11 protein-coding genes are annotated in these 12,738 nt (G+C 64.8%); 5 read left to right on the top strand and 6 right to left on the bottom strand.

All coding sequences use genetic code 11. From position 1 onward, the window contains the following. Positions 1 to 12: 12 nt before the first annotated feature. A complete protein-coding gene (locus ACZI8R_RS12685) occupies positions 13 to 1,137 on the top strand; it encodes a serine aminopeptidase domain-containing protein (RefSeq protein WP_463379986.1) in 1,125 nt (374 codons plus the stop codon). Between the two features lie 22 nt (positions 1,138 to 1,159). Here the strand turns inward: ACZI8R_RS12685 and ACZI8R_RS12680 are convergent, their stop codons facing one another. Then, a complete protein-coding gene (locus tag ACZI8R_RS12680) occupies positions 1,160 to 3,274 on the bottom strand; it encodes an acyltransferase family protein (RefSeq protein WP_463379985.1) in 2,115 nt (704 codons plus the stop codon). 48 nt (positions 3,275 to 3,322) lie between these two features. Further along, complete coding sequence (locus ACZI8R_RS12675) at positions 3,323 to 4,885, bottom strand: dolichyl-phosphate-mannose--protein mannosyltransferase (protein WP_463379984.1); 1,563 nt, start codon at positions 4,883 to 4,885, stop codon at positions 3,323 to 3,325. 23 nt (positions 4,886 to 4,908) lie between these two features. Here ACZI8R_RS12675 and rsmI point away from each other — a divergent pair, with 23 nt between their 5' ends. Further along, positions 4,909 to 5,739, top strand: coding sequence for a 16S rRNA (cytidine(1402)-2'-O)-methyltransferase (gene rsmI / locus ACZI8R_RS12670; protein WP_463379983.1), 831 nt, complete (start codon positions 4,909 to 4,911; stop codon positions 5,737 to 5,739). Positions 5,740 to 5,763: 24 nt separating this feature from the next. Here the strand turns inward: rsmI and ACZI8R_RS12665 are convergent, their stop codons facing one another. Then, entirely contained in the window at positions 5,764 to 6,987 is a 1,224-nt protein-coding gene (locus tag ACZI8R_RS12665) for a DUF2786 domain-containing protein (RefSeq protein ID WP_463379982.1), read from the bottom strand. Between the two features lie 160 nt (positions 6,988 to 7,147). Between ACZI8R_RS12665 and ACZI8R_RS12660 the strand changes: the two genes are divergently transcribed. Next, positions 7,148 to 7,552, top strand: coding sequence for a DUF4259 domain-containing protein (locus ACZI8R_RS12660; protein WP_463379981.1), 405 nt, complete (start codon positions 7,148 to 7,150; stop codon positions 7,550 to 7,552). A gap of 18 nt (positions 7,553 to 7,570) precedes the next feature. Here the strand turns inward: ACZI8R_RS12660 and metG are convergent, their stop codons facing one another. The 3 genes from metG to ACZI8R_RS12645 all read right to left on the bottom strand — a co-directional run bounded on the left by metG (position 7,571) and on the right by ACZI8R_RS12645 (position 11,166). Continuing rightward, on the bottom strand, positions 7,571 to 9,133 hold the full coding sequence (gene metG, locus ACZI8R_RS12655) for a methionine--tRNA ligase (RefSeq protein ID WP_463379980.1): 1,563 nt from the start codon (positions 9,131 to 9,133) through the stop codon (positions 7,571 to 7,573). A gap of 72 nt (positions 9,134 to 9,205) precedes the next feature. Continuing rightward, positions 9,206 to 10,327, bottom strand: coding sequence for an MBL fold metallo-hydrolase (locus tag ACZI8R_RS12650; protein WP_463379979.1), 1,122 nt, complete (start codon positions 10,325 to 10,327; stop codon positions 9,206 to 9,208). Beyond that, positions 10,327 to 11,166 carry an SDR family oxidoreductase gene (locus ACZI8R_RS12645; protein ID WP_463379978.1) on the bottom strand — a complete coding sequence of 280 codons (840 nt, stop codon included), beginning with the start codon at positions 11,164 to 11,166 and terminating at the stop codon, positions 10,327 to 10,329. Before ACZI8R_RS12645 ends, ACZI8R_RS12650 begins: the two co-directional genes overlap by 1 nt. A gap of 90 nt (positions 11,167 to 11,256) precedes the next feature. On the opposite strand from ACZI8R_RS12645, the gene ACZI8R_RS12640 reads away from it, so the two are divergent. Both ACZI8R_RS12640 and ACZI8R_RS12635 read left to right on the top strand, forming a co-directional pair. Beyond that, the gene (locus ACZI8R_RS12640) at positions 11,257 to 11,898 is read left to right on the top strand and encodes a TetR/AcrR family transcriptional regulator (RefSeq protein ID WP_463379977.1); all 642 of its coding nucleotides are present in this window, start codon (positions 11,257 to 11,259) and stop codon (positions 11,896 to 11,898) included. Between the two features lie 7 nt (positions 11,899 to 11,905). Then, entirely contained in the window at positions 11,906 to 12,733 is an 828-nt protein-coding gene (locus ACZI8R_RS12635; protein WP_463379976.1) for a TatD family hydrolase, read from the top strand. Positions 12,734 to 12,738: the final 5 nt, after the last annotated feature.

Below are 12,738 nucleotides of genomic sequence, written 5' to 3'. Positions count from 1 at the left end.
GGATGGCTGACGATGTCCACTTTCACGCGCGTTCTCGCCGGTTTGTCGTCAGCCATCCTTTTCGGCTCCGTGGGGCTCACCAGCGGGGCCGCGGTCTCGGCCGCAGACCCACTGTCCGTTCCTGGGCTACCCGGATTCCCTGGTCAGCCGAGCGCGCAAGCGATGGTCGACAACGACATCTCCTTCGAGTCGGGCGGCCACACTTTTCACGGCACCTACCGCGGACCCGCAGGTCCAACTGCTGCGCCGCCGGCCGCCTCGGCGCTTCTGCTGCCGGGGAGCGGTCCCATCGATCGCAACGGCGCCGCCGGTCAGGAGTACCGCGCCGAGACGATTGCTCGGCTGGCAGATGCGCTGGCTGCCAAGGGTATTGCGACACTTCGATTCGACAAGTACGGAACCGGCATCACCGGAACGGACGGCCCGCCCGAGCAGGCTATGACCGACTACGGCTTCGAGCAGCAGATCGAGAACGCGAGTTCGGCGTTGGCGGAGCTGAAGAAGCTGAGCGGAACCGATCCGCAGCGCACCGCGATCCTCGGACACAGTGAGGGGTCGTTGACAGCCCTTGCCGTGAGCGAGCGGAACCCGGAGGCCGTAGGCGGACTCGGGCTGTTGCAACCGCTCGCAATGCGGTACCTCGATCTGATTCGGGCTCAGGTGCACGCCTACGTCGACAGAACTGTCGCGGCGGGGCAGATGGAGCCGGCCGAGGGTGACAAGGTGCGGTCCAGTCTCGAAGAAGCCATCGACTCGATGCGCACCAAAGGCGTCGTTCCCGACGATCTGCATCCGCTGCTTCCCGAGGTCGGGGTGTCGGCCGCAACGGCCCGGTTCTTCAGCGAGGCCGACCAATACGATCCGCGAGAACTTGCCGCGCAGCTACCCGGTTCCTCGCACACCCTGCTGAGTTGCTCGGACAAGGACCTGAACGTCAGCTGCGAACAGGTCGAAGGGCTTCGAACGAAGCTCGAACACACCGACCTCGACTTCGTCCATCTGACGACGTCCAATCACGGTCTCGGCGAGCTCGGCCCGGTGCCGCCCACGCAGTTCGACTCGGTGGCGCCGCTGCCGCTGTCGTTCGAATTCACCGGCACCCTGAACACGTGGGCGGACGGGCTGCTCGAACGTTGATCCGGACAGTCGCCACACAGTGTCACCACAATCGGGTGGCTGCACCGATCTTGCGGTCGAGTTCGGGAGCCAGCGTTCGGGTGTAGGTCGCCGACAGGTGATGCGAGTCGTGGTACACGAGCACATTGCCTTGGACGGCTCGACATATGACCGCGTCGCACACGGCGTCGCTCATGTCGATCGGGTGTACGAGTGGAAAGGCCGCTGCGGCGGTAGAGACCGGATCGACCGGGTCCAGTACGTAGTCCCGTGGCACCCCGCAGGAGTCGGCGTCGCCGCCATCGGCCAGGCAGTCCGGGGCGCCATAGGGAGAGCCGTCCTCGTGCAGCCAAGGGGTGTCGCGGATACCCAGCAACGGAATCCCCATCGCGCCGAGACGCTGCCACACTCCGAGATAGTCGTCCGGGGTGACGTCGCCCGCCCCGTTCTCGTTGGGACGTGAGGCGGTCGAGAACACCCAATCGGGGCGCTCGGCGCTGAGTCGGTCCAGGATTTCGGTGGACCATTGCCCGCACCCCGGGTACTCGGTGTCGTGGAGCATGGGCACTGGATTCACCGTGACCGGGCAGCCCATCTTGAGCAGGGTCTTGATCTTGATTCCGCGGTCCTTGCCGATCATGTCCAGCGCGGGAATCCAGTGCTCGGCGTGTGAGCTGCCGACGACGGCGATTGTGGTGTCGGCTTCCGGGTCGCCGTACGTGCACTCGATGACGTCGGTGCTCATGAGATCCGTTATGCACAGATCGGTGGTCGGCTGCGGAACGTCGTGTTCGGCTTCGAGCACTGTCGGACGCATGTCCGCGCTGGGCGCGAAGGTGCCGTCGGTGAGCGTGGCGGCGCCCGGGTACAGCCAGGGGTCGAGGTCGCCCACTCGGGCGGTGGTCTCGGGATTCTGCGCGAGGTACCACTTCCATGCCCCGGTCGCGCCGACGATGGCCACCCCGAGAATGCAGATCGCCGCGACGATGGTGCGGACCTGGAACCGGGGGAGCGACCCTGCATCGCCTTTCCCGGACATCGGTAGCTCGACCACCCGATACGTGATCCAGGCGAGAACCAGTGACACGCAGACCACGGTAAGTCCGCCCACCGCACCGACTGCGGGGCGCTCGCGCCAGGTGAGGTAGAAGATGAGGAGCGGCCAATGCCACAGGTACAGCGAGTACGCGATGGCACCCAGTTCGACGAACGGGCGGGTGGCAAGGGTCTGGACGATGCCCGGGCGGTCGCTGTGGGCGTCTGTGGAACCCGTACCCGCGAGGATCATCGCCAGGGTGGCGCCCACCGGAATCAGTGCGGCGGGACCGGGGTACGACGAACCACCGTCCACCACGAACCCGACCCCGACGACCACGACGATCCCGGCTACGGCAAGGGCCACCTTGATCGGCCTCGGTAGGACGACACGGTGGATCACCAGTGCCAGTCCTGCGCCGGCGAGCAATTCCCACAGACGTGCGAACGAGTCGTAATACGTCCACATCTGGTGTTCCTGCGAGCGGACGGCCGCGTACAGGAAGGACGAGACAAGTCCGACCACGATCACGGCGCCGATGATCGGCCGTACGAGCTGACGGCGATTGGTACGGCGGCACCACCACGCGACACCGGCAACGAGCGCGAGGGCGAGCAGGTAGTACTGCACCTGCACCGACATGGACCACAGGTGCTGCATCGGGCTGACCGATGCGTCAGCTGCCTGATAGTCGGCGGAGGTACGCGCCAACTCCCAGTTCTGGATGTGGAGTATCGACGAGATGACCTGATCTGCGAGGGCAGACCACTGCGTGAACGGTCTCTGGATCGCGGTGGCGAGCGTGGTGGCAGCCAACACGATGATCAGGGCCGGGAACAGGCGCCTTACCGTGCGCCGTACGACGGTGGGAATGGAAGGGCCCGATTCGGACTCTGCCCGTCGCAGCAGCATTCCGGTGAAGAAGAAGCCGGACAGTACGAGGAAGACGTCCACGCCACCGGACACCCGGCCGAACCAGACGTGATAGACGACGACCAGAGCGATCGCGACACCGCGCAACCCGTCGAGGTCGTAGCGATACGGAGTGGACGTGGCCGCGCCACGGTCGTCAGGTGAGAAGAGAGTCGTGTCCCCGCTCGTAGTCGATCGATCGGGTCTCACAAGTTCCGTTCCGTACGTATTGCGTTCCGACGCTGTCGGCTCTCCTCGTCAACGCCAGCTGGGTAACCACAGCTGGTTCTGCCATGTCTCCGGGGTGATCGGGATGGCCGTGAGGATCGGCCACAACCACACGAAATTGGCCACCACGAGCCCCACGTACAGGCACACCACCAACAAACCCGTTCCGCGTCGCTCGAACGATGCTCGCGCGCTTCCCAGAATGTCGCCGAGGGTCAACGCTATCGCCATTACCAGGAACGGCGCCAATGCCACTGCGTAGAAGTAGTACATCTGGCGATCGAGCGTGACCAACCACGGCAGGAACGCCGCGCCGTACCCCACGAGAACCGCACCGAACCGCCAGTCGCGTCGGACCAGTGCTTTCCACAGTGCCCACGCGAGGACAGGCAGCGCCAGCCACCACATCGCCGGGGTGCCGATCAGCATGATCGCCTTCACACACGACTGTGCGCTGCAGCCCGAGACGTTCCCGCCGTCGGCGAAGTAATAGAGCATCGGGCGAAGCCCCATGGGCCACGTCCACGGCTTCGACTCCCAGGGGTGATGATTGCCGGCCGAATTGGTCAGGCCGGAGTGGAACTCGAGAACGTTGCCGCTGTAGTACCAGAGCGACCGGAGGGCACTGGGAACGAAGGACCACGGCCCGCCCGAACCGACCTCCGTACCCACGACATGTCGGTTCACCCCGGTCTCGCTCGCGAACCAGGCCCAGTAGGTCCCCAGATAGACGAGCAGAGGAACGACCACCAACCCGTAGAGAGCGGGGCCGATGTCGCGGACCGCGGTGCCCAGCCACGGACGTGAGACGCCGTACGCCCGGCGAGTCGACACGTCGAACGCCACGCACAGGAGACCGAAGAACGCGATGAAGTAGACACCTGACCACTTGGTTCCGCAGGCCAGGCCCAGCATGATTCCCGCGCCGAACCGCCACCAGCGCACTCCGAGGCGCGGCCCCCACTCGGTGACGTGGATGCGGCCCTCCTCGTACACCCGCGCCATGCGTTCGCGGGTCTGATCGCGGTCGACGACGAGGCAGCCGAAGGCGGCGACCGCGAACAGGGCCAGGAAGATGTCCAGCATCCCCACCCGCGAGGACACGAAGATCACACCGTCGGCGATGACGAGGATGCCCGCGAAGCCACCGATGAGAGTGGAGCGGCTCAGACGCCGGACGATTCGAATGACGAGAAGCACGATGATCGTTCCGGCCACGGCGGAAGCGAAACGCCAACCCCAGCCGTTGTACCCGAAGATCGCCTCGCCCATCGCGATCAGTTGTTTACCGACAGGCGGGTGCACCACCAGGCCGTAACCCGGGTTGTCCTCGAGCCACACCCCACCGGTCAAGACCTGCCAACCCTGTGGGGCGTAGTGCTTTTCGTCGAAGATCGGAGTGCCGGCATCGGTCGGGTAGCCGAGCATCACGAACCGGGTCACGGCCGCGATCGTGGTGAGGAAGAGGGTGACGACCCAACCGCGAAAACGGTCGGTCGGTCCGAAGTCGGGTGCCGGCACCAACGGTGCAGGACTGACCTTCGTAGGGGGCTGTGCCGAGGGCGCAGGGTGCTCGTCGGTCAGCGTGCTCACCCCGTAATCGTAGGCTGTGGGACATGACTGGTCGTCTGGTGCTCGCCGCAACGCCTATGGGGGATGTCGGTGACGCGTCGCCGCGGCTGCGTTCCGCACTCGAAACTGCGGATGTGGTGGCCGCCGAAGACACCAGAAGGACGAAGTCTCTGGCGTCCGCACTCGAGGTGAGTATCGGCGGTCGTGTCGTCAGCTTCTACGACCAGGTCGAGGTATCGCGGCTGCCGGGGTTGGTGGCGGACGTGTCGGCGGGAAAGACCGTGTTGCTGGTGACGGACGCGGGAATGCCGTCCGTGAGCGATCCCGGATACCGACTGGTTGCGGCGTGCGTGGCCGAGGGTCTGGCGGTGACGTGCCTGCCCGGGCCTTCTGCGGTGACCACCGCCCTCGCGCTCTCCGGACTCCCCGTCGAGCGGTTCTGTTTCGACGGGTTCCCGCCGCGCAAGCAGGGGCAACGGAAGACCTGGCTGCAGGCGTTGGTCGCGGAGGAACGTGCGTGTGTGTTCTTCGAGGCGCCGCACCGTCTGGTCGACTGCCTTGCCGACGCAGTCGAGGTGCTCGGAGGCGATCGCAGAGCCGCTGTGTGCCGGGAACTGACCAAGACGTACGAAGAGGTTCGTCGCGGAACGCTCGCCGAACTCGCGGAGTGGGCGGCTGACGGTGTCCGGGGCGAGATCACGGTCGTTCTCGAGGGTGCGACCCGTAAGGCGGCGGATCCGGCAGATCTCGTGGACGACGTGGAACGGTTGGTGGAGGGCGGTACCCGGCTCAAGGACGCCTGCGCTTTCGTCGCAACCCCCGGGGTGTCGAAGCGCGAGCTCTACGAGACCGTTCTGGCGGCACGGCGCGACTGAACCGGGTACCGAGGTCACCACCCGTCAGCTGCTGATCCGGGATCGCTGGTCGGGCGTGAGGGTGGCGTTCTCTGCTGCCGCCCGGCCCGCATGCCATCCGTCCGCGTCGACGGAACGTCCGCGGGACTTCTTGGTTCGGGGAAACAACCGCTCGAACTCGTCGTCCACCGCCTCGGAGGTGGACGCGAGGATCGGGAGGAGGTCGTCCACGTCGATGTGGGCGGCGTCGGCGGCCTCCACGGTGGCGCGAGTGTCGGCGTCCCGAAGCCGCTGACCGATCCTGCCGGCGTAGCCCGCGAGGAAACCCTTTCGGAACGACGTGGTGCGCGAGCCGCTGCGTCCGGCGGCGTCCGCGAATTGCATCGCACGCGTCGCCTGGACGAGCAACGAGGTGAACAGAAGATCGACTTGCTGCAGATCGACAGGAGTCCCGACGACGGTGGCGATGGCGACCTTGTCGAACCAGACGGTACGCACTCGATTGGGTTCGCCGATCTCGGTGAGAAGGTGAACCTTCTCCTTGACGTAGGGGTTCTCGAGGTGAACCCGTCGGCTGGTCACGGCGGTGGAGCCGTTTCCGGTACGCGCAGAGAGGAGGGCCGTGTCGATCGCGTACCGCGTCATCAACTCCTGTGCCTTCGCCGTGAACGTCTCTGCTTCCTCGGCGAACTCGGTTGCCTCCGCCTTGGCGAGCAACCCTCGAATCTTGTTGCCGATCTTTCCGTCCAGAAGAACGTCACGGTGGTCTGCTGCGAGACGATGGCCGAGCCACTCGGACGGCGGGGGAGTGAGCATCGACCACGCAGGCAGGCCGGACCAGATCGAGGTGAGATCCGTGATCTGGTACATCGAGTGATACGGATCGGAGAAGAGTAATCCTGCCGTGAGAGCCCGGATCTCGTCCGTCGAATCACCGGCTCGCTCCGCGATCACCGCGCTGGCGGGGTACTGCTCGGCGATCGTCTCGAGCTGCCGAAGCCAGGATTGCGGCGCCCTCTCGCCCGCTCCGCCGATTCGTGACTCGTGGAGGATCACCGTGGACGCGAGACTCGCTTCCGACGGCTCCTTCGAGCGTCGACTCAGATGAACCAGATCTGACGGTTGCCATCCTCGCTCGTAGCCTTCGCGAAGTTCGTGCACCAGGCGCTGAACCGCCTCGGTCGCCTGCGCGCTCACCTCTTCTTCGAACACACCCGCGCCCCTCTCTCGTCCCGTTTCCGATCGAAAGTATGTTCTATTCGCCGTCATGGCGGCAAGTGTGCACCCGGGTGCCGACACCCGCGATCGCCAGTGGTGTCCGGCGTCCGTGATCTGCCACACCCGGAACCCTGTCGTCGGGTGGCTGTCGCTTACTTCCGCTAATGTCTCCCGGTCGGCACCACACCACAACGACGGCAGGAGCACCCGAATGGGCGCATGGGACCTCGGGCCTTTCGACAACGACGGCGCGATGAACGCACTCGGAGAAATCGAGAAGGCCGGTCCGCAGGGCATTTCCGCAGCACTCGTTGCGGCGATGGACGCAGTGGTCGCGAGCGAGACCTACATCGAGACCGATCGGGCGCAGGCCGCAGTGGCCGCCGCATCGCTGGTCGCGCTCCGCGCAGGTGCCGAGGGCGACGATCCGTCCGGTGCTACGTTCCTCGCCTCCAACCCGTTCGAAGCGACACGAGAGTTGAGAGACCACGCGTCCAAGACGTTCGATCGGATCGCGGTCAAGGACGACAACGGATGGTTCGAGTTGTGGGACGAGGCCGGCTGCGTCGGTGCAGTGGTGGAAGGACTCGGCCCGTACCGCATCGCCGTCGCCTGACTCGGGCCACCGCCCGCGTCACTCCTCGTCGACGTACCGGGGAAACACGCCGGACGGCGCGGGGAGCGGCGTTTCGGACACGATGCGATTCTTCAGATCGACGAACTGCCGCCGATCGGGGTCCTGACCGAGAAGATCGAGAATCTTCGCGGCCGCGTCCGGCATCACGGGCTGGACCAGGATGCCGACGATGCGCACGACCTCGAGGGTCACGTACAGCACGGTGGCCATCCGGGCCGGGTCCGTCTTGCGCAGTACCCACGGTTCCTGACGCGAGAAGTATCGATTGGTCTCGTTCAGCGTCGACCAGATCGCGTCGAGTGCCAGGTGCAGCGCCTGCACGTCGTACTCCGCCCGGCAGCGTTCGAGCAGGCCGTCCGCGAGCGCGAGAAGTTCACGGTCGTCGTCGGTGAGGTCGCCCGGCGTGGGGACCTTTCCTTCGAGGTTCTTGGCGACCATCGACAGTGAACGCTGTGCGAGATTGCCGAGCTCGTTGGCAAGGTCGGCGTTGATGCGGGTGACGATGGCCTCGTGGCTGTAGCTGCCGTCCTGGCCGTAGGAGATCTCGCGGAGCAGGAAGAAGCGCACGGCGTCGAGGCCGTACTGCTCGACCATCGCCAGCGGGTCGACGACGTTGCCGACGGACTTCGACATCTTCTCGCCCTTGTTGTACAGAAAGCCGTGCACGAACACCCGCTCGGGCAGTTCGATCCCTGCGGACATCAGGAATGCAGGCCAGTACACGGTGTGGAACCGGGTGATGTCCTTGCCGATGATGTGCAGGTTGGCCGGCCAGAACTTGGTGAACTGCTCGGAATCGGTGTCCGGGTATCCGGCGCCGGTGAGGTAGTTGGTAAGGGCGTCGACCCACACGTACATGACGTGATCGGGCTGTTCCGGGACCTGGACACCCCAGTCGAAGGTGGTGCGGGAGATGGACAGATCCTTCAGGCCACCTTTGACGAAGCTGACGATCTCGTTGCGGCGGGTGGCCGGCGCGATGAAACCGGGATTGTCTTCGTAGAAGCTCAGCAGCTTGTCCTGGTATTCGGACAGCTTGAAGAAGTAGGTCGACTCCTCGGTCCACTCCACCGGCGTTCCCGTCTCGGTGGACAACCGTGAGCCGTCCTCCTGGAGAGTCGTTTCCGCCTCGGTGTAGAACGCTTCGTCGCGGACCGAATACCAGCCTGCGTAGGTATCGAGGTAGATGTCGCCGCGTTCGCGCATCTTCTCCCAGATGGCCTGGCTGGCAGTCTCGTGATCGGCGTCGGTGGTGCGGATGAACCGGTCGAACGAGATGTTCAGCTTCTCGTCCATCGCCTCGAACACATCGGAGTTGCGAGACGCGAGATCGCGGACGTCGATGCCTTCCTTCGCGGCAGTCTGCTGCATCTTCAGACCGTGTTCGTCCGTTCCGGTCAGGAAGCGGACGTCGAACCCGTCCAGGCGCTTGAATCGGGCCAGGGCATCGGAGGAGATGTACTCGTACGCGTGGCCGATGTGCGGAACGCCATTGGGGTACGCGATTGCCGTCGTCAGATAGAAGGGGGGTCGCGAGGCGGTGGAGTCAGCAGCATTCATGGTGGAACCACTCTATCTGCGCGTCCCAGGTTCGCGACGCGCAGATAGAGTGCACTCCCTACCCGGTGCGGATCAGCGCTTGGGAACCGTGATGGTTCCGTAGTCCAGACCGCCGTGGCTGAATGTCGGGATGACCGGCCACTGACGCTTCCAGCTCGAGCACTCGGACGACGGGATGACCTGCAGCCATCGCGAATCCCTGGGGGAGCGTGACGCCATGGTCTTTTCCTTGACCATCGAGTCGTACTGGTCGAGGGAATCCTCGAGGGTATTGCTGTTGAGCACCACCTCGCGGTTGTAGAAACCGGCCTGAGCCTTGATGCCCGGAATCTTGGACTGCTCGGGCTGCCAGCTGTCGGGGGCCATGCCGTTCTCGGACGAGATCCAGACACCGTCCTCGGTGTTCACGCACAGCGAGTGGTTGCCGTCGGTGTGGCCGGGGGTCCACAGGAGGCTGACACCCACGCCGAGCTCCACATCGCCCTCGAACACCTCGAGCCGGTCTTCGGGCACTCCGGCCATACCGTTCTCGACGTACCACGCCCACTGCATCGGGTGCATGGACTCGAAAGTGCCCAGCTCCTTGCGGTGCACCAGAAGCTTGGCGTTCGGAAACATGGGCTCGCGCGGGGTGCTCTCACCCTCGATGACCTCGTCGCTGCCGAGCACCATGCGCATGTCCTGCACGTGCAGGTGGTCGAAGCTGATGTAGTCGACGTCCTCGTTCCGCAGGCCCAACCGGGGGAGGATCGTGTCGGGGTCGTTGTAGTACTTGACCATCAACTTGTCGGCCTTGAGCTTCTTACCGAACTCTTCCAGCTTGTGGTAGAACGGCGATTCTGCCGATCCGGCCGGCACGGTCGGCTCCCACACCATCGTCTTCAGCTTGCCGTCGAATCCCTCGAACTGGATGACGAACATGCGGTTGATGATGGTGATGAACGGGTTGACGCTCAGGTTGTAGCCCTGGAACGCGAACCGGCTCGGGTACGGAGCCGCGACGATGTCGAAGCTCTTGATTGCCGCGACCTTGCCCTGCTTCAGGAAGCGCTCGCGGTACTTCTTTGCGCCTTCACGAACGGCGTCGAGGCGGTCGCCGCGGGGCCAGACCTGGTGAACGCCGTCGAACTCGGGAATCGGGCGCAAGTCGGCATGCTCTGTGTCGTATTCCACGTCGGATGAGGTGGTCGTCATTACTTCTTTCCTTCGTTCTCGGCGGTGACCACGCGCGATTCGTACTCCGCGCGCGCTGATCGGTCCGTGGACGTGATCTGGTTGGGAACCATCTTTCGCATGAGGATGTCGCGGACTGCCTGCGGCAGAACGTTCGCCCAGCGAACGGCGGGTCCGATGAATGCGGGTACCGGCACCTCGAACTTCGGCTTCGCGATGACGCCGACCACGGCCTCGGCGACGTCTGCGGGCTGCAGCATCTTCGCCGAACCGGTCGCCGTACCGGCTGCGAGCTCGGTGTCCACCACTCCGGGCATCACCACGGAGAGCTGGACGCCGCTCTTGTGCAGCTCTTCACGCACTCCACTGAGGTAGCCGAAGATTCCGTGCTTGGTGGCTGCATAGGTCGACTCACCGGCGGGTGCCAACTTCGATGCGGCGGAGGCGACCGTGACGATGTGTCCGCGGCCTCGGGCGCGCATGGCAGGCGCTGCCAGCTTCACGCCGCGAATGGGTCCGTGCAGGTTGACGTCCAGTTGGCGACGGGTTGCCGATTCCGGCTCCTCGTCGAAGTCGCCGACCCACATGACGCCGGCGTTGTTGACGAGCACGTCGAGAGGTCCCCACTGTGCTTCCACCGCGGCCAGGAACGCAGTGAAGGACTCGGTGTTCGTGACGTCGAGGTCGTGACCTTCGACGTCACCGGGCAGTTCTGCGGCGGTCTTGCGGGCGCCTTCTGCGTCTCGGTCGCCGATCGCGACTCGGGCGCCTGCGGCTGCCAGCTGCTTCGCGATCTCGCGACCGATGCCCTGTGCACCGCCGGTCACCGCGATGACCTTGCCATTCAGTTGAATGCTCACGTACCTGTCGTCTCCCCGTTGTGAATGTGACACGATTGTGTGTCAGATGATGGTCCAACTATCCCATACCGAAGTGCGAGAAGCCACAGAATGAGTCGAACGGGTACCCGAATCGGTCGCCGTTACTCGGGGTTGGAGCCCGAGGAGAGGAAAGCTGCGCGCCGCCGTGCCCTGACCGCAGCGGCGATCGAACTGTTCGGCACCCAGGGCTACACGGCGACGACGGTGAAGCAGATCTGCGATCACGCAGAACTCACGCAGCGATATTTCTACGAGTCGTTCAAGGATCGGCACGCGTGCCTTGCAGCGGTGTACGACGGCATCATCGACGAGGTGCGTGACGCGACACTTGCAGCCCTCGGTGAGGCGTCGGAGTTCGACGAGATGGCGCTGTTCGGGGTTCGAGCCTTCGTGGAACATTTCACCGCCGATCCGTTACTGGCACAGATCGTCATGATCGAAGTTGTGGGGGTCTCGCCGGATCTCGAGGAGCGGCGCTACGCGGTCCTGAGCGAATTCGCCGAGCTGGTCGGGACCGTGTGGATGCAGAACGTGAGCGGCGTGGATCGACGATTCGCTTCTTCCATGGCGGTCGGGATGGTGGGGGCCGTCAATCACCTGCTGGTCGACTGGCTGCTCGGCGGCCGGAAGCAGGACTCCACCGAGTTGATCGCAGTCTGCGTCACGCTGTTCGAGGCGGCCCGAGACCGGGTTGCGTCGTCCTCGTCATAATGACCCCATGAGCAAAGATCGCCCCGCCCCCGAAGCGCCCGCGCCGTTGGCTCCACTCGTCGACGCTCACACGCATCTCGACGCGTGCGGTGCGAGTGATGCCGAGTCGGTCCGAGTCATCGTCGACCGTGCTGCGGCGGTGGGTGTGGAACGTGTGGTCACGGTTGCCGACGACCTCGCCGCCGCTCGTTTCGCGGTAGACGCTGCCCACTGGGACGAACGGGTGTACGCGGCAGTCGCGATTCACCCGACGCGCGCGAACGTTCTCGACGAGTCGACGCGAGCGGAGATCGAGAAGCTTGCCGCCGACCCCCGCGTGGTCGCGGTGGGGGAGACGGGACTCGATCTGTATTGGCCGGGCAAGTTGGAGGGCTGCGCTTCCCTGGCGGAACAGGTCGACGGATTTCGCTGGCACATCGATCTCGCCAAGCGTCTGTCGAAGCCGCTGATGATTCACAACCGGGAAGCGGATACGGACCTGTTGCGCGTACTGGCCGAGGAGGGTGCGCCCGACACGGTGATCTTCCACTGCTTCTCGTCGGACGCTTCCATGGCTCGGGAATGCATCGACGCCGGGTACCTGCTGAGCTTCTCCGGGACCGTCAGCTTCAAGAATGCGAAGGCTTTGCACGAATCCGCTCTGCTCGTGCCACGCGAACAGATTCTGTTCGAGACCGATGCGCCGTTCCTCACACCGCATCCGTTCAGGGGCGCGCCCAACGAGTCCTACTGCCTGCCGTACACCGTCCGGGCATTCGCCGAACTCCGCGGCGAGGACCCGGAGGAATTGGCGAAGGTCTCGACCGATAACGCACGAAAAGCCTACGGCCTGTGAGTGGT

The organism is Rhodococcus huquni (assembly GCF_055231055.1).
This window is presented reverse-complemented; position numbering and strand designations above follow the sequence as displayed.

Coding starts and splice junctions, on each gene's coding strand:
- rsmI (WP_463379983.1), top strand. CDS start 4,909: ATGACTGGTCGTCTGGTGCTCGCCGCAACGCCTATGGGGGATGTCGGT.
- ACZI8R_RS12665 (WP_463379982.1), bottom strand. CDS start 6,987: ATGACGGCGAATAGAACATACTTTCGATCGGAAACGGGACGAGAGAGG.
- metG (WP_463379980.1), bottom strand. CDS start 9,133: ATGAATGCTGCTGACTCCACCGCCTCGCGACCCCCCTTCTATCTGACG.
- ACZI8R_RS12685 (WP_463379986.1), top strand. CDS start 13: ATGTCCACTTTCACGCGCGTTCTCGCCGGTTTGTCGTCAGCCATCCTT.
- ACZI8R_RS12640 (WP_463379977.1), top strand. CDS start 11,257: ATGAGTCGAACGGGTACCCGAATCGGTCGCCGTTACTCGGGGTTGGAG.
- ACZI8R_RS12635 (WP_463379976.1), top strand. CDS start 11,906: ATGAGCAAAGATCGCCCCGCCCCCGAAGCGCCCGCGCCGTTGGCTCCA.
- ACZI8R_RS12660 (WP_463379981.1), top strand. CDS start 7,148: ATGGGCGCATGGGACCTCGGGCCTTTCGACAACGACGGCGCGATGAAC.
- ACZI8R_RS12650 (WP_463379979.1), bottom strand. CDS start 10,327: ATGACGACCACCTCATCCGACGTGGAATACGACACAGAGCATGCCGAC.